This window comes from Paenibacillus sp. FSL R5-192, assembly GCF_000517845.1.
GTDB lineage: Bacteria > Bacillota > Bacilli > Paenibacillales > Paenibacillaceae > Paenibacillus > Paenibacillus amylolyticus.
This window is the reverse complement of sequence record NZ_ASPR01000015.1, coordinates 163,991-186,709: the sequence shown is the minus strand read 5'-3', so window position 1 is coordinate 186,709 and position 22,719 is coordinate 163,991. Positions and strand designations below refer to the sequence as shown.

The window sequence follows — 22,719 nt, the reverse complement described above, 5'->3', positions numbered from 1 at the left end:
ATTGTAAATTATGGATTTATGTGCAACTATTTTTTCAATGTTTGGTTATAAGTTCTTTGAATAAGAAGCGCCTGTTGCATAATAGTCTTGATTTTGCACAAGATAATTCATGTCGCATTTTATAAAGAGGTGGATCAATGACCCCAACCAATCAGGCTTTCTCTGTATTAAAAATGAATATTTCTTATGTGGAACAGTCCCTCTACTGTACTGACGATTTGAAACAACAACAGCTTCTACTTAATGGTGTACAGAGTGTGCTTCTCTATATCGATTCACTTGTAGATCAGGAGATCATTCAAACACATGTCTTAACAGCACTGAATGGCCAAGCTCATTCGGAAATCTACCCATCGTTCACCACTTTCGAAAGTCGAAAAGATACGGATCTGCAACGTGGAATAGATTCACTTATTCAAGGGAAATGTCTTTACATAATCGATGGGTACCCGGAGTTTTACATTCTTTCTACCGAGAAAATGTATGTCCGAAGCACAACCGAACCGGAGAATGAAGGCGTTATTCGAGGGCCGCACAATGGATTCGTAGAGCAGCTTTCGGTTAATTTGAATCTGATCCGTAGACAAATTATTAGTCCATCCTTAATCGTTCGATATTTTAACGTCGGCGAGAAGACACATACCAAAATTGCAGTTGTATATCTCCAGGACTTGGCCAATCCGGAGTTAGTGAACGAAGTAAAAGAGCGAATCACGTCCATATCTTCAGATATGGTGCTCGCTCCAGGTTTTATTGAAGAGTTTATGGAGGATAACCCCTTCTCTCTGTTTCCCCAGCAGCTCAATACAGAAAGGCCTGACCGGGTTATTGCCAACTTGATGGAAGGACGTGTCGCCATACTTGCGGAAGGAAGTCCTTCAGCTCTTATCGCTCCAGTTACGTTTTTTGCTTTTTATCAAAGTCCGGATGATTATCATGGTCGCTGGATTGTCAGTTCCTTTTTACGTTTAATTCGCATGATGAGTTTTGTCATTGCTTTTACATTACCTGCTGTTTATATTGCAACCATCTCTTTTCACTCCGCTATTTTACCGATCGAACTGGCGCACACAATCAAGAAATCATTGCAGAACATCCCCTTTCCTGCACTTGTAGAGGCAATGTTGCTTGAACTGATCTTTGAAGTATTAAGAGAAGCCGGGGTCCGACTTCCCAGCCGAGTGGGCCAGACCATCGGCATCGTTGGCGGTTTGGTTATCGGAGATGCTATCGTTCGTGCGGGGCTTGTATCCTATACAATGATTATTGTGGTTTCACTAACCGCTATCTCGTCGTTTTTGGTGCCTTCGCATGAGATGAGTTCGGCAGTCCGTATTCTCCGCTTTCCAATGATGATTGGAGCGGCGCTTTTTGGATATATCGGCATCGCATTTGGTCTGGTGATTCTAACCATTCACCTCTGTAAGATGGAAAACTTCGGATCGCCTTATTTTGCTCCAGTGGCCCCTTTCAGATTAGCCGACATGAAGGATGTATGGATTCGATTTCCCATCTGGGCGCTTCGCGGGCGTCCTCATGATGCCCGCCCGCAGCGGCTGAATCAGCAGAAGTTCTCTAGGAGTTGGAAAAAACGTGAATAAGGAAACAACAATTACTCGGGGACAATTATTCTTGCTCATTTTGAAATTTGAAATTGGTGTAGATATCTTGTCCCTCCCTTACCGTATACACCTTCTCTCTAAAGGCGGTGGGTGGATCTCTGTATTCCTTGGAGGGTTCCTGATCCAACTTGTCATATTGTTGTGCTGGCTTTTGATGCGAAGATTCCCGAGTTCATCCATTTATGACATTGTAACGCTGATCACGGGGAAATGGATTGGCAAGTTGCTGATCATTGCCTACGTTGGATATTTCCTGTTAATGGGTACTTCTGTTCTGGTGAACGCCTACAGTGTGATTAACCGCTGGATGCTGCAGGATACGCCTCGATGGGCTATATTAGCCCTCTTCTTGTTCAGCAGTATCTATTTGGTTCGGCAAAAATTACGAATCATTGCCCGAGTACTGGTACTCATCTCCTTTTTGGTCTTGCCCATGATGGTATTGATCAGTTATGGACTCAAGGAAGTCAATCTGTTATATCTTTTGCCTTTAACCGAAGCAGGATGGCCCAATATCATTAGTGGATCAACCGAAACATTAATGGCTATGTTTGGATTCGAGTTTTTTCTCGTTGTGTTTCCTATGGTTGAAGGTAGCAGCGGTGGCAAACTCAAGTCTGTTGCTTTAGCAAGTGCTGTAGTTGTGGTGTTGTATGCATTCACCGTGTTCATTTGTTCAACGGCGTTCAGCCCCCAGCAACTTGACTTAATGCCTGAACCGGTTATTTATCTGCTCCGCTCTATCCCACTCGGGACAATGGATCGGGCCGATTTCCTGTTCCTCCCTATCTGGTTAATTTCAATTTTCGGGGCCATATGTGGCTATTACTATACAGCATCTTATGGTATAAGTTATCTCTTCAAACAAAAACACCATAAAAAAGCGGTGCCTTATGTCGTTCTTGCTTCTTGCATAATTGCGTATCTGCCACAACAGAAGGAAAAACTTGAGTTAATTAGTACGATAGCCAACAGATCGGCATACTTTTTTCTCATGATCCTGCCTCTGCTCCTGTTGGTTCTATCTTATATAATGAAACGAAAAGAGAAGATGATATGAGTAAACGGGGGAAAATCCTCATCCTGCTGACCCTGCTCATGGTGATGACGGGATGTTGGGATCAGGATAGTTTAAAAGATGCAAGACTGGCTAATGCTTCGGCGTTTGACATCACCTCAGAGGGTGAAATTAAACAGACGCTTGAAATTGTCGATGATTCTGAGAGTCAACAAGGGAGCAGCGGTAATGAAGTCCACTCAGGCACCGGGAGATCCGTCCGTCAAAGTACAGATAGAATTCGTGCTAAAGTGACTGGTGATATCCGGTTTTTCAAATATGGGATGATCTTATACGGCAACAAACTCGCACAAAATGATATCTATCCCTACCTGGACGTCTTATATCGGGAACCCGATTACCCAACCTCACATGTGAAAATTGCGATTGTGGATGGCGATGCCGGAGATCTGTTACACCAAAAAAAAGTTGGCAGCATATTAATTGGTGATTTTATTACCAAAAAAATTAAGAGTCTGGAGGAATTATGTATTTTTCCGGAAATGACGTTAGAGACCCTTCTCCCTCCCATGCTGGATCCGGGACAGGATTTTACACTGCCTTATCTATATAAGGATGGAGAGGAGATTGATGCTCGGGGAATCGCCCTGTTTCATGGGCAAAGGTTCAGTGGCAGTCTCAATACCGAACAGGCTCCCCTATACATTATTATGAGTGGTAAATGGAATAAAGCGGCGCGCTTTGTCAAAAAAGTTCACCCAGGGCCTTCCAACAACCCACGGAACTATGTCACTTATGAAGCGAATATCGCACAAATTAAGCGCAAACTTGCGGTAAAGGTGGCAAGTGATAGCCAAATTGATGTGAACCTCCGTATCGAACTTCCAGTAACGATCGTTGAGTATGCAATGAATCATCTTCAGGAAAAGGACACGATTGAACGTCTGAACAGCCAGTTATCCGATGACATGACTCAGGACGCAGAACAAATTATCAAGACACTTCAGCAAAGTGGTTGTGATTCCTTCGGTATTGGCAGACATTTAATTGCCCATTACCCGGACTTATGGAAAAGCCTAAACTGGAATAAAGAATATGCCCAAGTTCGTTTTCACCCGGAAGTAAAGGTTACAATAGTCGGCAGTGGCGTTTTAAATTAATAACATGCTGTCGTGCAATTGGGAAAGCTCTCTTCCATTTGGGAGAGAGCTTTTGACTGTTGACTTAAAAAGAAGGATTTGCTAATACTCTAGTCGTTAAGAAGCACTTCAGTGAAAAGTTTTATCGTGCCTGGTTGAGTATAACATCGGCAGCGAAGCTGAGCTATAAAATAGGTGAAAGAAGACGTGATATTCCTTCTTTAAATTTTATAATAAGGGACCTATTTCTATAACGATCAGAAGTAAGTTCTGTACTTAACTGGCTATCTTGATGAAACAATTCTTGAAGTTGTTTCGCAACTCGCTCGTCATATACAATTGCATTCACCTCAAAATTCAACCTAAAGCTCCGGGAATCAATATTCATCGTCCCTACTGAAGCGACTTCTTCGTCTACTACAATGGTCTTTGCGTGTAAGAATCCATTATCATATAACAGAATCTTGGCTCCATAGTCCAATAATTCACCAGCATACGCCCAAGTCGCCCAATATACAAACGGGTGATCGGGCTTATTGGGAATCATAATGCGCAGATCCACCCCGGATAGGAGTGCGATTTTACATGCATCCATAAAAGTGCTGTCAGGAATAAAGTAAGGCGTTTGAATATACAGACTCTTTTTGGCATTTACTATAAGCTTGATGTACATATTCTTCAGGTGTTCCACCTGTGAGTTAGGACCACTAGACACAATCTGAACTGGACTTGAACCATCAAGCTTTGCTGTGTTGAAGGAGAATTGTTCGTAACTTACTTGATGGGATTTGCTGGCGTGTTTCCAATCCAAAATAAACCTTCCTTGAATATGATTAACGGCATCTCCGTGCATTTTAAAATGTGTATCACGCCAGTATCCAAACTTTTTATCCATGCCTAGATACTCATTCCCCAGATTAAATCCGCCAATATAAGCAATCTCCCCATCAATAATACAAAGTTTTCGATGATTTCGATTATTCATACGGAAATTTAATGGCCTAATCAGTGACGGGAAAAAGACCTCTACTTCTCCACCGGCAGAGATCAGTTCTCTGAAAAACTTCAATGAAAGTTTCTTTGAACCAATTTCGTCATAGAGAACTCGCACTTTTACGCCTTCTTTAGCTTTTATGGTTAATTCATCTCGTAATTTCTTCCCTAAGGAATCCGGTTGAATAATGTAATATTGGATGTTAATCTCTTTCTTGGCATCCTTGATATCAGCAAATAAAGAATCAAATTTCTCTTGTCCATCATCGAAGATGAATATCTCATTGTCATTGGTTAGGATTGCATTGGATGATGTGAGATTCAATTGAATCAGGTCAGCATATTTCATGAGCAGGGGGTTGTTTTCCTTACGTTGCTCCTTCAATGTCACTAACTGGTTCTCGACAATTAACTTTAGGGAGTTTCTCTCTTCAGCTGAGAGTCCGTAGAAATTTTTCTTTTTGAGGTTACGTCCCAGAAAGAGATAAACGATAAAACCTAAAATAGGAATGAAGTAAAATATCATGAGCCAGGCCCAAGTATAACCAATGTCTCTCCTTTCAAAAAACAAAAATACCGCTGAGAGTAATATGTTTATAATCATAACGAGTGAAAGTATCAGCGTGACCATACTGTTATATCTCCTGCCTTCCATTGACTTTATGTAAATAATAAAAAGTGCTTATTACTTAGCTATTCTCGAATGAAGCCGTCATCACAAAGAATATGATAACATACTTGAGGAATACTAAATCTATTAAATGATAATCACTAGACATTGAACTAAAAAAGAATCCACTTCCTATAAAAGAAGGGATTCTTTCACATTGAATATCCTATACTTAGAATCTGTAATTCAAAGAGAACGCAATTTTGATACTTGTTGTTCCCGCACCGGCTCCAATGAGACTTATAGAATTAATTGTTGGTGCAGTATAAGATCTACTGCTACCTGGGGCTACGACAAAACCAGGAATTTGAACACCGTCAATAAGCAAAGCAGCGGTGGGTGAAGCCCCCACTCCGTTATTCTCAATTAGAATAGTTCCGTTTATCAGAAACGTTGAGGAATTTTCGTATATAATTGTTGGTGTCCCTCCCGTATCTGACAAACTTATCGTAGTACATACGGCATCGTTTACCACCGCTGGAGAAACCGTATTATTACAATTACCAATTTGAGCCATTAATGAACCTCCTTAAAAATACTCTTTCTATAAATATATGTGGGGAGATAGTAGTGGTTCGGGCTAATCCAACTTTGTTTCCATCTATTCCTCATCCTCTTCTCCATTTAGAACCTGATAGTATATATCTATTCCAAATGTACCGCTTGCAATATTGTTTAAGCTCTTTTCAATCTCCACTTCAATATGATGCATTCCGGCACAGCTAAAAGCACAGGTGTTACCCGGTAGAACAGGAAGCGAACACGTTCCTTCATTATGTATTATGTTCAAAAATACAGATGAATTACTTTGTTTATGATTATAAATACTTACTGTACCATGTACGTTTAAGGTTGAAGATGCTGACCACAGGGTTAAAACCTCTGTTATGGTTGCTGAATTTATATGGAACTCCCCACAAATAGTTGTTTCAGCGAGACGAGTATTCACTCAGACTGCTCCCTTCCATAATTCTTCCTTTCATTTATTTTATTAGTGATCTGCTGTTTTCATGTATGATTATGCTCCTAATGAACAACAAAAAAACCGCTACATTAGCGGCTTTTAATAGTACTATGTTCGTGACTTTAAACGATATACGACCGACTATCCAAACTCCCCTGCTCGTTAGTTCCTTACAACAGGAATCCACATTTCACCATATACCAAACCGTTTTTCTCTCCCATTTCAACTGTAGTATTCGGACCGCCAACATAGGCATAATCTTTTTCTACGGGGAGGGCTTGACCAAAGGCAATGCCAGTAAGCATATTATTGAGCGCATCAGCCGTTTCAGCTTCGCCCTTCACAACCAGGTATTCTCCCTTAGGAAATTGGATTACTCTCGTTGCTTCTGGCAGAGATTGTTCTGTCATGACACCAGCATAATGCATCATCTGGTTATTCACTGCTTCGTTTACGGCAAAAATGTAGTCGTTTGTTGCCAGAGACTTTAGTTTGTCCAGGCTTCCATCCTCTTTCACCGTGGACCAAAAATCCGCCTTCTCCTTGCTGATGCCAACATAGTCTGTATAGTCGCTCTTAAGATCCGTTCCAATACCTAATACGATAAAGCTCTCTTTTTCTTCGAAATGATAATTACTCATGGTTTACACCGTCCTCTTTAAATTTTCAATTGATTTGTGTTTTCACTTGATAGGTTTATAATAACCTTAAATCATGTCAGAATATGATACTGTTTAGGGGGCCCAATGAAAAAAGTTGAACGCATTAATACCATCACGCGTTATATCAATAACCGTGCCCACTTTACTATCTCTGAAATCATGCGAGAATTTAATATTTCTCGTTCAACAGCCATTCGAGATATCAGAGAAATTGAAGCCATGGGAATGCCACTTGTCGCTGAAGTTGGGCGGGACGGGGGTTATTTTGTCATGAACAACTCCCTCCTGCCCACGGTACGGTTTACCGATAATGAAATCAAAGCGTTATTCATTGCTTTTATGGCGACAAGAAATCAACAGCTTCCTTATCTGAAGAGTCGTCAATCTTTGGCTGAAAAATTATTGGGCCTTATCTCAGAAAATCAGCAAGATGACCTTGTACATTTGAATCAAATATTGCTTTTTGAAGGAACCAATCCCCATAATCCAGACTTGCTTGATCTATCAGACCTGCCTCACCCTACTTTGGAGAAACTCATCCAAATTCTTCTTATAGAACGTTATTTGTTAGTTACTGTGCAAGAAGAGAAGAAAACAAAGTCCTATCCCATCGTTCTCTTGCACCTTCATCATCAAAAAGGCCATTGGATCATTGAAGGTTTTGACTTGGAGGAAGAAAAAAGACGAATCGTATCCGTTGACAACCTCATCCATGTCGAAGCATACCCGGCGAAAAAAAGACTGAGTACAAAAAAGATTGTAGAACAATTCAAACGAAATACACAGGAAGAAGTTATCAACCTTGTCCTGGAACTTGGTCCAAAGGCGATTGCGCAATTCAAAAAATACCATCCTTTAAAGTTTTCCATTGCCTATACAAATCCATACCAGACTACGGCTCTCCTAAAGGCATTTATGAATGTTCATAACTCAGAAGAGTTAACCGAAATCACCAATTGGTTGCTTTTTCTAGGAGAAGATATCAAGGTGAAGGAGATTCCGGAAGAAGTCCTGAATGCTGTACAAGATAGATTAAGCTTATATCAAATGAAGCAGTGAGCATCCCCCTCCTACCTAGTCTCTCCATTATCTAACAATGCCTTACCTGAATTCAGGCTGAGGATTCAGTACGGAAAACCAAAAAAAGCCGCTGTGTTAGCGACTTGTAATGGAATCATATTCATTCATGTCTCACGCCAATGCTTGGCGAGCTGTTCCTTCTATACTAGAAGTCAGCATTAGACTGGGCATGATTAGGTGTATGCTGCGGGACGTTTTTAACGAGTAGGAAATAAGTAACAATCGCAATGATACTGGTCATTAATAACGTGAGTCCTAACGGGACGGCAGTGTCCTCACCCGCGATGCCGACCAGAGGAGCAACCAGTGCACCCAGAAGAAAAGGAACAACGCCGAGCAGTGCTGCTGCACTTCCGGCCATCTTAGCTTGACTCTCCATGGCAAGTGGGAATGCCGCTGTAGACGTAATGCCGATCGAGCATACGAAGAAGAACAATGGAATCACCAATGCGAAAAGTGGACCATGAGCCAGGGTTACGACCAAAGCAGCCACACTTGCTATTATAGCAAGCCATAGTCCCGATAATAGCAGCGTCTGCTCAGGGATACGTTTAGCTAGTCGACCCACGATTTGAGATCCGATGATCAAGCTGATGCCGTTCGAAGCAAATAATATAGCAAATACAGTGGGTGTGACGCCATATATATTTTGGTAAATAAATGGTGTTCCCGCCACATAAGCAAAGACCCCTGCTGTCATAATTCCCTGTGCCAGCATGTAGCCTACAAACTTACGGTCACGCAGAAGCATTCTGTAATTACCCAATTGCTGTTTGAAGTCAGGAACTATACGTCTTTCGACGGGATGTGTTTCTTTTAAGCTCCACTTTGTCATGATTAATAAGAAAATTCCCAAGAATGAAAGGCAGATAAACACGCCAATCCAGGTTGTGAATGAAAGAACCCCACTTCCCGCGATGGGTGCTGCCAGAGGCCCCAAATTCCCTACAAGCAACAGCAAAGAGAAAAATTTAGTGAGTTCATGTCCACTGTATAGATCTCTGGCTATCGCACGGGAAATGACAATTCCAGCTGAAGCTGCAAATCCTTGCGTGAAACGAAACAAAATTAATAGTCCGATATTCGGAGCAAAAGCACATGCCAAGGAACAAATAATATAGGCTGCCATACAGATCAACAATGGTCTACGTCTACCGTACGCGTCACTCAAAGGACCCATAACAAGTTGTCCTACACCGAGTCCTAATAAACAAGCAGTAAGGCTAAATTGTACAAGTGATGCCGTTGTATTCATATTTTGTGCAATCTCCGGAAAAGCCGGTAAATACATATCAATCGTAAATGGACCTAATGTAGAAAATAAACCTAGTAGTATTGCCAGTCCAAAAACATTCCAATTCGTGCTCTTCGCCATAATAAATAAAATATCCAATTCCTTATATAATTTGCAAGCCTAATCGAGTATAAGACATAGAGTTAACTGTAGGTCAAGTCTTAAGACTATTAAAACCAAAAAAAGCCGCTTATTAAGCGACTTTGAATGGAAAACTATTTAAATTGTGTAACTCCCCCGGCCTGAACCCATATGACTCATGATCATTTCGGCAGCTCGCTTGTAACCGCCAGCCTGCCTTAGAGATTCACCAATGAGGTAAGCCTGCCGTCTATAAAGTGAATTGTGTAGCACTTCTGTTAATGCCTCTCTCAAATTAGTTGCACTGAGGTTATGTTTATTTAAAGTAATACCCGCGCCGAGCTCCTGTACCCGATTGGCGACAAGAGGCTGATCCGATGTTAATGGAATCATCACCATTGGAACGTTATAATATAACGCCTCACTTGTGCTGTTCATTCCAGCGTGTGTAATAAAAACATCGGTATGCTGCAGCATGTCCAACTGGGCAATGTATGGCTTGACGATAAAATTAGGTGGTATTTGATCAGCCAGCGGCTCCATATCCGTGTATTTTCCTGAAGATAAAACAACATTCACGGGTAGATCCCCTAATGCTTCAAAACAAAGCTGATAGAAATCCAAATTTTTATTTAAAATCGTACCCATAGCAATGTACACGGTTTGCGGGTACCGTTCACGAAGCAACTCAAACGAGAAGGTCGGAGCATCTTGGCGTGTTATGATCGAAGGACCCGTGAAAATAAAACGATCATCCAGCTTTTCTGCCTGCGGCTGAAAATAACGGCTGGTGTACACGAGCTTTAACTGACCTGTATGTGCCGGAATCTCTTCCATAGCTGGAATACTCACTTGAAGCTCTTCAGCTAACTCCGTTGTGATCTTCATCGTAGCCTCATAAAGCTCCTTCGTCTCCGTCTCATTCAGAACTGAGCTAGATCCCAGAGGCTCCACAAAAGCAAAGGACGCAATCGAGCACACCGCAGGAATTCCCAGTTTTTCTGCAAGAATAGTCCCTCCCCATCCCATCAGGGAATCAAAGATCATATAATCGAACTTTTGATCCTCGATCACCTGTAGCACATTGGGGATGATCCTCCGGATAATACCGCTTACCATCATATAAATGAACTGATAAGAATGCTTGTATTCCTGGGGTTTCAACACCGGATCATGAGAGAAGGCATCTTGTGGAAACGGATAGGTAATGATCTGGGCACCGGTTTGTTCAATTCGGGAACGATACTCCTCCGTGCACACATAGATGACTTCCTCACCATTGTCTATCAACTGAGTAACTAATCCTAACGATGGATTCACATGTCCTTCAGCTGGAGTAATGACTACTAATACACGTGCCATCTTACCCACCTCCCAATGCAATTAGTCCCCCCGTTCTTCGTGATGTATTTAACGACGCGGTCGTCATCCGTTACATGGAGATGTTATCCTTCACTTGGTTGATTGGATGATGTTCTTGATGAACGAGTTTGGTAATTCGTAGTGATGCCAAGAAACTTAACAAGACCCATAATAATTGCAGTGTTAACACGATCAAAACACCTGTCGATATGCCCCACTGTAACGTTTCGGACAAGGCAATCAGAGCGCCACCAACTCCAATGCTTACGCCCATGTAGAAGGAATCCACAAATTGCAGATTCGCGGACATTTCTCCCTCTTTCCTGGGCAAGGCATGTTGTAAAGCAATGGCTGCTGTTGTAGGGTTGGCCAATCCAACACCGAACCCTGTAATCATTTGTGAGAGAAGGATGAGTATAATCCCACCGTCCGTCAAAATAAGAGCCAGGATCACAAGCGCAGTTCCAACGATCATAATCCCAATGCCCGTCATGACCCTACCCTTTCGGGCCCGACCTTGATCTCGTGCATCAAGCTTGGCTTGTAACCACGCTGCGGCGGACCAGCTCAGAGAACCTGCTGCTACGATGAGGCCAGCAAGGTCAGCTGATAACCCCTTCACTTCGGTTAGTGCCAAGATCACAAAACTTTCCGTTGTAAAATAACAAGCAACATATAGACCCCTCGATACCAAAGTAGCAGGCAATCCTTTTTTTACCGAAAAAGTGCCCACAGGCAGCAATTTACGCATTGGTTGGATCATGACGACTAATCCAGCCAAAGTGAGTACTATGCCTTTCCAATCGGTTATCATACCAAGTCCTGTGAGTAACAGCCCCGTTCCAACCGCAAGCAGAATCGCATACATAATCTTTGAGTCAGTTGCTCGCGCTGGACCTGACAGATCTTGCTGAAGCTGCAAATTACGGAAAGAACGGAATGTGAGACTCAACGCTATTCCAATCAAGGGTAGAACGATCCAGAAAACATATCGCCACGAGATGTAGGAAGCAATAAGGCCTGCTGCATAAGGTCCGATTAAGGTTGGTAGGACAAATGCCATAGAGAATGCGGCCAGGATTTGAGTACGAAGTGTATCTGGATAATGTAACGTCACACAGGTATAAACACATGTGATCAGGGCCCCCGCTCCAAAACCTTGAAGGGCTCTTCCGGCAATAAGCATGTGCATATCGAAAGAAATAGCGGAGACCACAGTTCCTAACACAAAAACACTAAAAGATATCAGCATGGATGTAAAAACGCCGCGCTTGTCAATCTGCTGACCCATAACCAAAGTTCCAATAAGCTGAGATAACAAAAATGCGCTAAAAATCCAACCGTATAAATGAATACCCTCTAAACTTTGTGCCATTTTCGCGGCAATCGTTGTGATAGCCAGTCCTTCAAAAGCTACGGTTGCCAGAACCAGCATAATCCCAATTGTAGGCGCCCTGTACTGAGCATCAAAAATCCCAATCTGATTGTTGTTTGTCTTCCACACCTCCATAATTTGATGGGTATTATGGTAAAATAAACCTTTTTACTTCCTGAATATACATGAAGTGTTATACTTTGTAAAGTTAAATGTTTAAAAAGTAAGATTATGGTCTAGAATAGGGTTCCCCATGTTCAATAGGAGATTTTGCTTGAAAATATGCCATGTTCATTACAGTCAATTTGGAGAAGTTCATCCTCCAGGATCCAGGCATCTGTTTTTTCAACAAAGAAATGAAATCCTCCAATGGATTGAACCAATGCGGGATCGACCGGTGTAGCACTCGCATTTATGCCAATTGTAAAAGCATCGGAGCCTCCTCCGACATATTTTGCGTAAATCCTTACATATTGGTCCTCTTCCAATTCCCATTCATTCTTAAATGAATCGATTGCTTGGTCAGATATTACAAATGAGATCATTGCTCTGCACTCCTTCCTTCAGTTCAGTCACATTTTTTCACTTCGCCACGATAATTGGCCATTCTGAAACTGGCCCCGCATCCACACGAAACTTTGGCATTTGGATTATTCATGGTGAATCCACCTAACATTCCGCTCTCTTCATAGTCAATCTCAAGACCATCAATATATGGAATACTGTTTGCGTGAACCAATATTTTAAATTGCTTTTTATTTAACACAATGTCTTCTTCTGCCTGCTGTTCATCCACGATAAGAGTATAAGACAAACCACTGCATCCCCCTTCATCAACGCCTACTCTAAGAAAGGCATTTTGGATATCCGCACTTGATAAGATCTCAACGATTTTGTCCGATGCTGTATCACTGACCTCAATGATCATCTTTATTCCTCCCGGTGGTATCATTTTGAAATTTGGTATCCCAGTCCATTAGACAGGGTATGAATGCTGCAAGAGCAGCTCCTTTTGGCGTAAGTTCATAAATAATTTGTGTAGGGCGTGTCCGTATTGTTCTTTTGACCAAATGATCATGTTGAAGACCCTTTAAACGTCTGGAGAGGATCATTTCGGAAATGGAAGGAATGTTATCGAATATTTCACCGAATCTCTTCGGGCCTTGAGACAGAGCACATAAAATATGGATCGTCCATTTCGTTCCGATGATGCGATAAGCTGTAAATAGTTTATTCGGATCCTCAGTGAGCAATGGTCTGTACACCCACTTTCTTATTCATCTGCGTGGTGAGATCCGAGTACTGGCAATGATACTCGTGACGATCAACAAGAGATGGAAACCCATGGCTACAATTAAGCCGGATTGAAGTGACATACCGCCAGCCTGACACACGACAAGTATGGAACCACCAATGCCAATCACTACACCAGGTGTAAAAGAATCTGCAAATTGCAGATTTGCCGAGGTTTGGCCCACGCCTTCTTCCCCCGTTTGGGAGAATGCGACAACACCACTAATCGGATGCGCCAATCCAATACCAACTCCTGCAATGATCTGCCCAATAACTGCGATGGTAACGGTCACAACAGGTACCCAAAATACGATGGCAATCCCTATGGCAAGTAACAATACGCCAAGAATAATTCTCATATGACGTCCACTGCCCTGATCTGCCGCATCCCACCGTCCTTGCAGATACGCAATGATACACCAACTTAATGCAGCACTCGCCACAATTAATCCGGCCTGAGAAGGTGTAATTCCTTTCACATCGATTAGAGCCAATACCAAGAAATTCTGTGTACTAGTATAGGCAGCGAAGAACAATCCACGTGTTGCCAAAATAGCTGGCATTCCTCTGCGCAACGTAAGTGTTCCCTTCGGTAGCAATTTACGCAGAGGAAATATCATCAATACTAGGCCAATCACGACTAAAACAAATCCCATAATGCTCGGAAGCCTACTTAGACCAACCAGGAAAATCCCTGTACCTAACGTTAAGAGTAACGCCATCCAAGTGGATGAAGATCCGCTATCCCCTCCTGTCTTCTGCACTTTCAATTTCCTAAAGGCAGGTAAACTAAGCAATGCTGAAACCACCAGCACAGGTAAGATCCCCCAGAAAACAAAGCGCCAGGACCACTGATCTGCGATAACTCCTGCTACATATGGACCGAGCATGGACGGAAGAACATAGGCAGTACCAAATGCTCCAAGAATTTTGGCACGCAACTCATCCGGGTAACTTAACGATATAGCTGTATACACACAAGTCATCATAGCTCCGGCACCCAAACCCTGTAGAGCCCGTGATCCTATCATGGTATACATGTCGCCTGCGGTTGCGGCAGCGATCAGCCCTACGATAAATAACAGAAGTGCAAAAGTGAACGGTGTTGCAGGTCCTCTTTTATCAATGATCCGACCGACGACCAGCGTTCCGATAATCTGCGCAAGCAGATAGGTACTGAATATCCATCCGAACAGGCTAAGGCCGTTCAAGTCTCCAGCAATCGAAGGAGCAATGGTGGTGACGGATAGACCTTCGAATCCAACGGCCATCACTGATAAAATAATCCCTATGGTTAGTGCAAAATAACGCGGACTGAAAATACTTTGATGATTAGACGACATGAAATGTGACCTCCAAGAAAATTGGTATGTATACATCGTATCCGGATACTTAGTAAACATTTTTGTTTATAATGTCTAAGCTACAGTCCGGCTTTGACTTTGTCAACATTTTTGTTTAAAATGTAGTTAGTCATGTAGACTCAGTTGCGTCACAAGGAGGTGCACCATGAGCGGAAATCAAACTAAAAAGGATGTCTCGACCAGTACCCGGAGAGCAATTATTAATCTGTTAAAAGAGCGCGGGGGAATGGATGTTGTCACTCTCTCCTCTCAGTTTTCGTTATCCGGAATGGCTATTCGTCAACATCTGAATGCGCTAAAAGGAGAAGGATTGGTCACCACTGTGGAAGAGGCCCGTCCCATGGGTCGTCCCACCAAGTTATGGATATTAACTCCCGCGGCTAATCGTTTTTTTCCAAGTGGATATTCGGATCTATCCGTCAGCCTCATCAATTCGATGAAAGAGGCTTTTGGTACTGAAGGGCTGGACAAGCTGCTGGATGTTCGAAATAAAAATATGCAAGAACAATATCTTCAGCATCTTGGCGATTCATCAGGAGTTAGAGAGAGATTGGAGAAATTGGCCGAAATTCGTACGAATGAAGGTTATATGGCCGAGGTTAAGGAGCAGGATGATGGCAGTCTCCTATTCATTGAGAAGCATTGTCCGATCTGTGAAGCGGCCGCGGTATGTACCGGGTTATGCAAGAATGAGTTACATTTATTCAAAACAGTTCTAGGCGATAATGTTCATATTGAACGGGGAGAATACATTCTAGCCGGAGGAAGAAACTGCGTATACACCGTTAGGCATAATAAGCCATGACCAAAAGAGCAACCTCATTGGAGATTGCTCTTTTGGTTTGGATTTTGAACTGATTAGTACGATTCGGATTTCTCTAAATCATCCTTCATTATACCGGTTATTTCTAACGCTTTCATAATCGTATGTACCCGATTATGTAATTTTGAATTGAGGTAGAGTATAGTAAGAGTGTCGAAAATATACTCTAGGAGGCTACTGCCATGTCACAAAAAATCTGGATGAACCTGCCGGTGAAAGATGTTGTGCAATCCACTACCTTTTTCAATGAGATTGGATTCCATGGGGAGAATGTTGGCAACGAGAGAGCCCAGCTTGTCATAGGCTCAACAACGATTCTACTGTTTCCAGATGCAACGTTTGAGAAATTTACGGGTGCCAAAACTGCAGATACTTCCCATAGCGCAGAAGTGATATTTTCCATTGGTGCTGACAGCAGAGAAGAAGTTGATGCTTTTATTAAAAAAGTCGAGTTAGCTGGAGGAACCATCTTTGGCAAGCCGGGTGAAATAGACGGCTGGATGTACGGCGCGGGATTTGCCGACCTGGACGGTCACCGCTGGAACCTATTGTATATGGATGAGAGCAAAATGCCGAAACGGTAATGTATAACGGCTATCACTACATCCGCCTCTTATCCTTCAACTTTGGAGCCCTCGAATCGGCCAGTCATGGAGATTCTGAAGTAATTCGTTACGATACTAAAGATAAGGAACACCATTCCTCCAACTACAATATATTGTGTACTTATTCCAGTTACGATTAGTCCACATACACTAGCACCAAGTGTTGTTCCCAGGTTGGAAGAGGTTAGAAAGATCCCATTCGACAATTCGGGTGCCTCTGGTGCTGCCGATACCACCCAATATTGAGTGATATTGCCCCCTATGCCTCCTGTGATCCCCCAAATGAAAATAAGGAAGGCTGTTGGCACACTGAATTGTCCGAAGGTGAACAACAAGATGTATACCGTTATTAATGCAATGGGATACATCTTGATCGTTCTCAAAGGGAAAGTAGCGAGCAGTTTCCCTGCTATCATGTTCCCAACCATATTGGCCAAGCCATATAGAAATAACAACACACTGACGGTGTTCCAGTCATATCCTGTCACGGTTTTCAGAAACTCGGCAAGGTAACTATAGACCCCAAATACAGCTCCGTTCATGAAAATCACGCCAGCAATGGATAGCCACATCACGGATCTTCTCAATACATACAGATGAGTACCCATAGAGATTCTTTTCGTAACTGGCATTGAGGGCACAAAAAGAAGTGTTGCTACAAATGCAACGATCGTTACGGCGGCAAAGAACAACATCGCATAGAACAACGATGTGCTGGTGGCAATCAAGCTCGAAAGGGGTACTCCAAGTACCATGCCTGCCGACACGCCTACAAATACTTTAGCGACTGCCTTCGGCGCTTTTTCCTTGGGGACTGACGCCGCTGCGACCGTAAATGCCAATGAGCAATAGACCGGATGGAAAAAAGCCGGAACGACACGTGCAATGACCAATACCGTAAAGTTTGATGTGATGGCGGAGACCAGGCTGCCCACAATAAAAATGCCAAGTACAAACAACATGACATGCTTGCGGTTTATGCCCGAAAATAATAAGGGCAAAATGGGGCCAGATATAGCAACCGCAAGCGCAAAAAGACTCACGATCAAACCAGCGGTTGAGATACTGACCTCGTAATGTTCTGCAATCAAAGGCAAGATTCCGATTACGCCCATCTCCGTATTTAAAATACTGAATACACCAAAGGTCAGAATGAATACAAGCAGGTGATTTCGTTTAGTTGTCATATGCCATGGATTTAGAGAGATCCCGGTAAGCATTGATCTCTGTCTGAAGGTTGGCAATTTTCTGCTCTGCATCAGCAGTTAAAGCAGCCTTAGCAATAGTTGTGCCCATACCTCGACCAGCGCCATTGATAAACCATACTTTTGTCTTATCCATATCATTCATTCCTTTCAATTTCTTCTCCAGTTGCCTTGCTTTTTAGTTTAGCGTTTATACACCACATAGCAAATACTCATATCTTATAACAAGTTATGCTTGAAAGGCATTTCTGTAAGGTTTATTGTAGAATATAAGGGATAAAGGAGGAGTTACGATGGAGATTAGAGTATTGCGTTATTTTCTTACGGTCGCCAGAGAAGGAAGCATTACACGCGCTGCTGATTTCTTGCATGTTACGCAGCCCACCTTGTCCAGACAATTGAAAGACCTTGAACAAGAGTTGGGAAAGAAATTATTTATTCGCAGTAGTTACAGTATTATTCTCACAGATGAAGGTATGCTTTTAAGGAATAGAGCTGAAGAAATTGTAGGTATGGTTGATAAATTAGAGGCAGAATTTGAATCCATGGAAGAAACCATAAGTGGAGATATTTATATTGGCGGTGGAGAAACGGAAGCCATGAAACAGATTGCAAGAGTGGCAAAAGAAGTTCAGAATAAATATCCCGATATACGCTATCACCTATACAGCGGTAACGAAGATGATGTAACTGAGCGGCTTGACAAGGGACTCCTTGACTTCGGTATTCTAATCCAGCCAGCGGATGTCTCCAAATATAACTATATCAATTTCTCGGACAAAGATGTTTGGGGAGTGGTGATGAGAAAAGAAAGTCCGCTCGCCTCCAAAGATACGATTCGATCTACAGACTTATTACATGTTCCACTGATCTGTTCACGACAGTCGATGAAGCAAACATTTTCGAAAAATGAGTTTGCGGATTGGTTTGGTGAAGATTTTGACAAATTAAACGTCGTAACTACATACAATCTTGCATATAATGCTGCCATTATGGTTGAAGAAGGCATTGGTTATGCATTAACACTTGATAAAATAGTGAATACGTCCAGTGAAAGCGATCTTTGTTTCAGACCTCTAGAGCCAAGACTTGAATCTGGGTTAAATATCGTTTGGAAAAAACATCAGGTCTTTTCGACCGCTGCGGATTTGTTTTTAAAAGAAATTCAGGCTAAATTTTAGACTGATAAAGGGATTAACGTTAGTATAAGAAGAAACCCACCGGAGTTTAATTCTCGGTGGGTTTCTTTATGACTTGTTCAATCCCGAGCAAAATAAGCTTCAAGCCGAACTCGAAAGCTCCGTCGGTTCCCATCACCTCAAACAGACCGTTCTTATACATCCTGCTGAAAAGTCCCGCTTCCTTCTCACTCATAGAGTCCAGAAGATGTATCATCTCTTCACCCTGAAGTGCTTCCTGGTCCTTAATAACAGCAGAGATATTGCGCTGATGCTGATAATCGTCGAGTACGAAATAGAATACATAGTTGACCAGTGTAAGAACGGCCTGTAATTTCTGCTCTTGCTCTAGCGGTGTTGATTCCATGCAGAGCAACATGCGGTTGGTGAAGCGGATCATGTCCGGTTCATGGGGCAACGTCATCATCATGAGCTGTGTGGAGCACGGGTATCTGCTGAGCACACTCCGTACCGTCACCGCAAGCCCCTCCATCTGCTCCTTCCAGTCCCCTTCAGTATGAAACTCGTCCAGAATAATTTTCGATATCTGGTTGGCCAGACGCTGGTAGAGCGTCTGCTTGCTCTTGAAGTACCAGTATAGAGATGGAGCCTGAATCCCCAACTTGTCTGCCAAGCGTCTCATGCTGAATTTCTCGATGCCCTCTTCCCCGAGAAGCTCCCACGAAATTTCCAAAATCTTATCTTCCGAAATCTGAGGCTGTTGTTTTTTCATCAGTATCCGCCCTTTTATCTAACAGTGTAAGTTTATGCTTTACAGGTTCATAAGTTCATGATAACATCTAACACTGTAAGGTTCAATCTAACGGTGTTAGATTAGATCAATATTAACGAAGAAAGTAGTGACCCACATGGATGCAGAAAACCTCCATTACTTTGAAAAAGCACCAATCGCCAAAGCCGTAGCTCATTTTGCTGTCCCAATGATGCTAGGCACGTCAATGAGTGTTATTTACTCCATCTTGAATGCCTATTTCCTTGGCACACTGGGTAATACGGCAATGTTAACCGCACTCGCATTAACTTTACCTTTATTCGCGGTTATCATGGCCCTTGGTAATTTAATTGGTATAGGCAGCGGCACATTCATCTCCCGTTTGCTGGGAGAGAAAAAAGTAGATGATCTGAAGCATGTATCTTCATTTGCCTTTTACAGCAGTTTAGTTCTCGGAATTATTGTGATGGCCGTTGGGCTCCCGCTGATTGAACCAATCGTTCATGGGCTGGGGGCAACGCCAGAGTCCTTCGGATTTACGAAAGAGTATGTCACGATTATGCTTATGGGTTCACCCTTCGTCATCTTATTCTTCACCCTGGAGAATATCGTGCGCTCAGAAGGTTCAGCAATGACTTCTATGACCGGTATGATTCTCAGTGTTGTTATAAATATTATCCTTGATGCATTATTCATTTTTGTCTTCCATTGGGGTGTGATTGGCGTTGCATCTGCTACCGTCATCTCCAACTTGGTTGCGAGTGCATTTTACGCTTACCATATGAGTTATAAGAGCCAATTCTTAACCGTCTCCCTGAAATGGTTCAAGGTGACCAAGGACATCCTGAGCAATGTGTTCAAAATCGGTGTTCCCGTCTTTGTTATGAGTGTCTTCTTGGGTGCAATGTCGCTTATTCTTAACCTTTTTCTTGTCGAATATGGGGATCAGGCCGTTGCGGGGTATGGAATATCATCACGTTTACTGCAATTTCCTGAATTTATTCTGATGGGCTTGTGCGAGGGAGTTGTGCCGTTGATTGCCTTCTCATTCACAGCGAACAAATTACGTATGAAACAAACGATTGGATTCACGATCAAAGCTATTTTGGGCTTAGCCGTCATGTTCGGTGTTATCGTTTATCTGATCTCTGACCACTTGATTGGTTTATTTACGACTGACCCGCAATTAATTGAAATGGGTAGCTACATTCTGCATGTAACCTTCTTATCCTTGTTTATTACAGGAATGACTTCTTTGTTTATGGGGATCTTCCAAGCAACAGCCCAAGGAACCGCCGCGTTTGTTATGTCCATAATTCAAGGGATTACACTAATTCCTATATTGTATATCGCTAATCAAATGAATGGCTTTCATGGAGTGATCTGGTCGCTCGTTATTGCGGATGCCGTGGCTTTCCTAGTTGGGGCCATTATGTTATATGTTTTGCGGACCAAATTGCAGCCGGATCTGGAACATTTGGCACAGTAGTTAACATATAACACGCAAAAAGGCAGGATAAGGGCGCTCCCTGACCCTGCTCTTTCATTTCGAAATGAAAATTATCTATCTGGTGATACGAAGAGATCGTAAACCCTCTGTTATAAGGAAAAAGCGGTCAGCATATGTTCTATTTCATCCATATACCCATCCACTGTAATGCTTCTCGGAGCAAGCAGAAATCGTAGTGATTGTTTCCATTCCGAGCCTGCAATAGAGGTTGGTAACATCGAATGTTCTGTATTAGAGAAGATTTTCACATGAAGCAAGGAAGATGGCTGAATTCCTTTACGGTATGCTTGCTCTGTATCAACAATGTCCACATTCACATCATCTTCTCCAAGCAGAAGTAGCACCGGGGTTTTGAAATGATGCAAATCCGCCGTGGCATCTGAAGCAAAATTTTTCTTTATGAAGTTCCAGCGTTCTTTGGAAATCAGATCATGCTCTCGAGCAATCTTGGTGTACTCTTCATATGTGCCATGTTTCTTTAAAATCTCTTTAATCTGGTTTTCATAATCGACCTGATTTTGAATCTCCTCCGTGGAATGACCGTCTTTCGCCATTTGGCTACGTGTGTTGTATTCTCCCTGTTCCAACCAGTTTATCGCTGGTGATACCAAGATACTGAAGGCGAGATGTTCTTGCCCAGCAAGCTTAGGAATCACCCAGCCTGCTTGGCTGGCACCCCATACGCCTATTTTGGAATCATCAATGATGGATTGTTCTTTCGCCCATGCAATTGCGTGTTGTGCCTCCACAACACGATCATCCATGCTTTGATCTAGCCAGTTTCCCTCTGAACCCCCGATTCCCCGTTTATCTAGCGACAAGGATGCATACCCGATCGATGCCAGTCGCTCCCACAACGGTTTGTATCCCTCACCATGAGTAGAGTCTATCGGACCGTCACCGTGAATAAACAGTACTAGACCTAGCTTGCCTGAATGGTTTCTGGGTAACGTGAGCGTACCTGTTAACTTACCCTGTGGAGATTGAATTTCAATGGTTTGTTCCTCCATGTCAAAATCACTTTGATCGACTATGTACAGTCCTGCACCAACCATCAGTAAGATTGCCACAATAACTGAGATGTATCGTTTTTTCCAATTAAACATAACTATCTCCTTTGTAAATCATGTAATGCCATTGGTTTTCGCCTAAGAGCAGGCCGGTCAGAAAGCTGTTTGTGCTATACTGCTTGCGAAATTGATAGCGTTCATATAACTGTATCGCTTGATGATTCTGACTTGCCACATGCAAGCTAAGAGATGACATTGATTTGGATTGCAACATATATTTCTGTGCCCATTGAAGCAACTGCGTACCAATTCCCTTGCCTTGGTGCTGTGGATGTACAACCAGATCTTCCACATAACATTCGCCTAATGTAGGAGTATGCTTCAGCAGATGTAAACCAGTTATTAACTGAAGCAGTTTCCACATGCCAACTCTATTGCACTGGCTCCACCAATGAGGATTGGCACGAACGCTTGTTATTGCTGCTCTGTTATCTGCTTCCTTCCATTTCAAGCACATGGTGCCAACAATCTCCTCATTTTCACGAGCAATGATACGAAGAGTACTTTGTTCCATGGGCGGATGATTGAGCAACTGTTCAAATACGTAAGCCAGATCAGTTATGGACAATGAAGTGATCTTTTGAAATTTGTGTCCAAAACCATAAGCCATGAGTTCAGCAACAGCTTGATGAAACTGGGGACAAACGGGTTCTATCTGAATGGAAGTTGTCACTGTG

Annotated in this window: 24 protein-coding genes; 8 read left to right on the top strand and 16 right to left on the bottom strand. The window is 42.6% G+C overall.

All coding sequences use genetic code 11. The features are described 5' to 3' along the window. Positions 1–137 precede the first annotated feature (137 nt). The 3 genes from C161_RS15725 to C161_RS15715 are packed head-to-tail and all read left to right on the top strand — an operon-like array spanning position 138 to position 3,800. Positions 138–1,601: a spore germination protein gene (locus C161_RS15725; protein ID WP_036671341.1), complete on the top strand. Its 1,464-nt coding sequence runs from the start codon at positions 138–140 to the stop codon at positions 1,599–1,601. Beyond that, positions 1,594–2,682, top strand: coding sequence for a GerAB/ArcD/ProY family transporter (locus C161_RS15720; RefSeq protein WP_036615569.1), 1,089 nt, complete (start codon positions 1,594–1,596; stop codon positions 2,680–2,682). Before C161_RS15725 ends, C161_RS15720 begins: the two co-directional genes overlap by 8 nt. Further along, a complete protein-coding gene (locus C161_RS15715) occupies positions 2,679–3,800 on the top strand; it encodes a Ger(x)C family spore germination protein (protein ID WP_036671338.1) in 1,122 nt (373 codons plus the stop codon). The genes C161_RS15720 and C161_RS15715 overlap by 4 nt, the downstream gene beginning before the upstream one ends. Positions 3,801–3,963: 163 nt before the next feature. On the opposite strand, the gene cls is transcribed toward C161_RS15715, so the two are convergent. The 4 genes from cls to C161_RS15700 form a co-directional block, all read right to left on the bottom strand. Next, positions 3,964–5,403: a cardiolipin synthase gene (gene cls / locus C161_RS15710; RefSeq protein WP_036671337.1), complete on the bottom strand. Its 1,440-nt coding sequence runs from the start codon at positions 5,401–5,403 to the stop codon at positions 3,964–3,966. Between the two features lie 211 nt (positions 5,404–5,614). Then, positions 5,615–5,959 carry a DUF3992 domain-containing protein gene (locus tag C161_RS15705; RefSeq protein ID WP_036671336.1) on the bottom strand — a complete coding sequence of 115 codons (345 nt, stop codon included), beginning with the start codon at positions 5,957–5,959 and terminating at the stop codon, positions 5,615–5,617. An 84-nt stretch (positions 5,960–6,043) separates the two neighbouring features. Then, positions 6,044–6,391, bottom strand: a complete 348-nt coding sequence (locus tag C161_RS32370) for an S-Ena type endospore appendage (protein ID WP_156946123.1) — start codon at positions 6,389–6,391, stop codon at positions 6,044–6,046. A gap of 177 nt (positions 6,392–6,568) precedes the next feature. Continuing rightward, positions 6,569–7,048 (bottom strand): GyrI-like domain-containing protein, encoded by a 480-nt coding sequence (locus tag C161_RS15700; protein ID WP_036671335.1) that lies wholly within the window; start codon positions 7,046–7,048, stop codon positions 6,569–6,571. 105 nt (positions 7,049–7,153) lie between these two features. Here C161_RS15700 and C161_RS15695 point away from each other — a divergent pair, with 105 nt between their 5' ends. Then, entirely contained in the window at positions 7,154–8,128 is a 975-nt protein-coding gene (locus C161_RS15695) for a helix-turn-helix transcriptional regulator (protein WP_036671334.1), read from the top strand. Positions 8,129–8,294: 166 nt separating this feature from the next. On the opposite strand, the gene C161_RS15690 is transcribed toward C161_RS15695, so the two are convergent. The 7 genes from C161_RS15690 to C161_RS15660 form a co-directional block, all read right to left on the bottom strand. After that, complete coding sequence (locus tag C161_RS15690; protein ID WP_036615585.1) at positions 8,295–9,524, bottom strand: multidrug effflux MFS transporter; 1,230 nt, start codon at positions 9,522–9,524, stop codon at positions 8,295–8,297. Positions 9,525–9,662: 138 nt separating this feature from the next. Then, complete coding sequence (locus tag C161_RS15685) at positions 9,663–10,886, bottom strand: macrolide family glycosyltransferase (RefSeq protein ID WP_036671332.1); 1,224 nt, start codon at positions 10,884–10,886, stop codon at positions 9,663–9,665. Positions 10,887–10,956: 70 nt separating this feature from the next. Further along, the gene (locus C161_RS15680; RefSeq protein WP_036671331.1) at positions 10,957–12,396 is read right to left on the bottom strand and encodes an MFS transporter; all 1,440 of its coding nucleotides are present in this window, start codon (positions 12,394–12,396) and stop codon (positions 10,957–10,959) included. A 122-nt stretch (positions 12,397–12,518) separates the two neighbouring features. Then, positions 12,519–12,806: a HesB/YadR/YfhF family protein gene (locus C161_RS15675; RefSeq protein ID WP_051449765.1), complete on the bottom strand. Its 288-nt coding sequence runs from the start codon at positions 12,804–12,806 to the stop codon at positions 12,519–12,521. A gap of 23 nt (positions 12,807–12,829) precedes the next feature. Beyond that, positions 12,830–13,189 carry a HesB/IscA family protein gene (locus tag C161_RS15670; RefSeq protein WP_017688344.1) on the bottom strand — a complete coding sequence of 120 codons (360 nt, stop codon included), beginning with the start codon at positions 13,187–13,189 and terminating at the stop codon, positions 12,830–12,832. Then, on the bottom strand, positions 13,179–13,526 hold the full coding sequence (locus C161_RS33490) for a winged helix-turn-helix transcriptional regulator (RefSeq protein ID WP_370511441.1): 348 nt from the start codon (positions 13,524–13,526) through the stop codon (positions 13,179–13,181). Before C161_RS33490 ends, C161_RS15670 begins: the two co-directional genes overlap by 11 nt. 12 nt (positions 13,527–13,538) lie before the next feature. Next, positions 13,539–14,897: an MFS transporter gene (locus tag C161_RS15660; RefSeq protein ID WP_036671330.1), complete on the bottom strand. Its 1,359-nt coding sequence runs from the start codon at positions 14,895–14,897 to the stop codon at positions 13,539–13,541. A gap of 166 nt (positions 14,898–15,063) precedes the next feature. On the opposite strand from C161_RS15660, the gene C161_RS15655 reads away from it, so the two are divergent. Together C161_RS15655 and C161_RS15650 are read left to right on the top strand one after the other, a co-directional pair. Beyond that, a complete protein-coding gene (locus C161_RS15655) occupies positions 15,064–15,723 on the top strand; it encodes a helix-turn-helix transcriptional regulator (protein ID WP_036671328.1) in 660 nt (219 codons plus the stop codon). Positions 15,724–15,923: 200 nt separating this feature from the next. Next, the gene (locus C161_RS15650; RefSeq protein WP_036615598.1) at positions 15,924–16,325 is read left to right on the top strand and encodes a VOC family protein; all 402 of its coding nucleotides are present in this window, start codon (positions 15,924–15,926) and stop codon (positions 16,323–16,325) included. A 29-nt stretch (positions 16,326–16,354) separates the two neighbouring features. Here the strand turns inward: C161_RS15650 and C161_RS15645 are convergent, their stop codons facing one another. Continuing rightward, positions 16,355–17,533, bottom strand: a complete 1,179-nt coding sequence (locus tag C161_RS15645; protein WP_036671327.1) for an MFS transporter — start codon at positions 17,531–17,533, stop codon at positions 16,355–16,357. Beyond that, on the bottom strand, positions 17,523–17,687 hold the full coding sequence (locus C161_RS32995) for a hypothetical protein (protein ID WP_156946122.1): 165 nt from the start codon (positions 17,685–17,687) through the stop codon (positions 17,523–17,525). Before C161_RS32995 ends, C161_RS15645 begins: the two co-directional genes overlap by 11 nt. Positions 17,688–17,844: 157 nt before the next feature. On the opposite strand from C161_RS32995, the gene C161_RS15635 reads away from it, so the two are divergent. After that, positions 17,845–18,732: a LysR family transcriptional regulator gene (locus C161_RS15635; RefSeq protein ID WP_036671323.1), complete on the top strand. Its 888-nt coding sequence runs from the start codon at positions 17,845–17,847 to the stop codon at positions 18,730–18,732. Between the two features lie 46 nt (positions 18,733–18,778). Here the strand turns inward: C161_RS15635 and C161_RS15630 are convergent, their stop codons facing one another. Then, a complete protein-coding gene (locus C161_RS15630) occupies positions 18,779–19,462 on the bottom strand; it encodes a TetR/AcrR family transcriptional regulator C-terminal domain-containing protein (RefSeq protein ID WP_036671320.1) in 684 nt (227 codons plus the stop codon). Positions 19,463–19,598: 136 nt separating this feature from the next. Between C161_RS15630 and C161_RS15625 the strand changes: the two genes are divergently transcribed. After that, a complete protein-coding gene (locus C161_RS15625) occupies positions 19,599–20,951 on the top strand; it encodes an MATE family efflux transporter (protein WP_036671318.1) in 1,353 nt (450 codons plus the stop codon). A 110-nt stretch (positions 20,952–21,061) separates the two neighbouring features. Here the strand turns inward: C161_RS15625 and C161_RS15620 are convergent, their stop codons facing one another. Next, positions 21,062–22,078: an alpha/beta hydrolase family protein gene (locus tag C161_RS15620; protein WP_036671316.1), complete on the bottom strand. Its 1,017-nt coding sequence runs from the start codon at positions 22,076–22,078 to the stop codon at positions 21,062–21,064. Then, positions 22,071–22,715, bottom strand: coding sequence for a GNAT family N-acetyltransferase (locus tag C161_RS15615; protein ID WP_036671314.1), 645 nt, complete (start codon positions 22,713–22,715; stop codon positions 22,071–22,073). Before C161_RS15615 ends, C161_RS15620 begins: the two co-directional genes overlap by 8 nt. Positions 22,716–22,719 lie beyond the last annotated feature (4 nt).

What these genes read in the sequence shown, in the direction of transcription:
- C161_RS15670 (WP_017688344.1), bottom strand. Translation starts at nt 13,189, where the DNA reads ATGATCATTGAGGTCAGTGATACAGCATCGGACAAAATCGTTGAGATC.
- C161_RS15625 (WP_036671318.1), top strand. Translation starts at nt 19,599, where the DNA reads ATGGATGCAGAAAACCTCCATTACTTTGAAAAAGCACCAATCGCCAAA.
- C161_RS15630 (WP_036671320.1), bottom strand. Translation starts at nt 19,462, where the DNA reads ATGAAAAAACAACAGCCTCAGATTTCGGAAGATAAGATTTTGGAAATT.
- C161_RS15680 (WP_036671331.1), bottom strand. Translation starts at nt 12,396, where the DNA reads ATGGAGGTGTGGAAGACAAACAACAATCAGATTGGGATTTTTGATGCT.
- C161_RS15690 (WP_036615585.1), bottom strand. Translation starts at nt 9,524, where the DNA reads ATGGCGAAGAGCACGAATTGGAATGTTTTTGGACTGGCAATACTACTA.
- C161_RS15635 (WP_036671323.1), top strand. Translation starts at nt 17,845, where the DNA reads ATGGAGATTAGAGTATTGCGTTATTTTCTTACGGTCGCCAGAGAAGGA.
- C161_RS15725 (WP_036671341.1), top strand. Translation starts at nt 138, where the DNA reads ATGACCCCAACCAATCAGGCTTTCTCTGTATTAAAAATGAATATTTCT.
- C161_RS15675 (WP_051449765.1), bottom strand. Translation starts at nt 12,806, where the DNA reads ATGATCTCATTTGTAATATCTGACCAAGCAATCGATTCATTTAAGAAT.
- C161_RS15700 (WP_036671335.1), bottom strand. Translation starts at nt 7,048, where the DNA reads ATGAGTAATTATCATTTCGAAGAAAAAGAGAGCTTTATCGTATTAGGT.
- C161_RS15655 (WP_036671328.1), top strand. Translation starts at nt 15,064, where the DNA reads ATGAGCGGAAATCAAACTAAAAAGGATGTCTCGACCAGTACCCGGAGA.
- C161_RS32995 (WP_156946122.1), bottom strand. Translation starts at nt 17,687, where the DNA reads ATGGATAAGACAAAAGTATGGTTTATCAATGGCGCTGGTCGAGGTATG.
- C161_RS15620 (WP_036671316.1), bottom strand. Translation starts at nt 22,078, where the DNA reads ATGTTTAATTGGAAAAAACGATACATCTCAGTTATTGTGGCAATCTTA.
- C161_RS15705 (WP_036671336.1), bottom strand. Translation starts at nt 5,959, where the DNA reads ATGGCTCAAATTGGTAATTGTAATAATACGGTTTCTCCAGCGGTGGTA.
- C161_RS15715 (WP_036671338.1), top strand. Translation starts at nt 2,679, where the DNA reads ATGAGTAAACGGGGGAAAATCCTCATCCTGCTGACCCTGCTCATGGTG.
- cls (WP_036671337.1), bottom strand. Translation starts at nt 5,403, where the DNA reads ATGGTCACGCTGATACTTTCACTCGTTATGATTATAAACATATTACTC.
- C161_RS15685 (WP_036671332.1), bottom strand. Translation starts at nt 10,886, where the DNA reads ATGGCACGTGTATTAGTAGTCATTACTCCAGCTGAAGGACATGTGAAT.
- C161_RS15660 (WP_036671330.1), bottom strand. Translation starts at nt 14,897, where the DNA reads ATGTCGTCTAATCATCAAAGTATTTTCAGTCCGCGTTATTTTGCACTA.
- C161_RS15645 (WP_036671327.1), bottom strand. Translation starts at nt 17,533, where the DNA reads ATGACAACTAAACGAAATCACCTGCTTGTATTCATTCTGACCTTTGGT.
- C161_RS15650 (WP_036615598.1), top strand. Translation starts at nt 15,924, where the DNA reads ATGTCACAAAAAATCTGGATGAACCTGCCGGTGAAAGATGTTGTGCAA.
- C161_RS15695 (WP_036671334.1), top strand. Translation starts at nt 7,154, where the DNA reads ATGAAAAAAGTTGAACGCATTAATACCATCACGCGTTATATCAATAAC.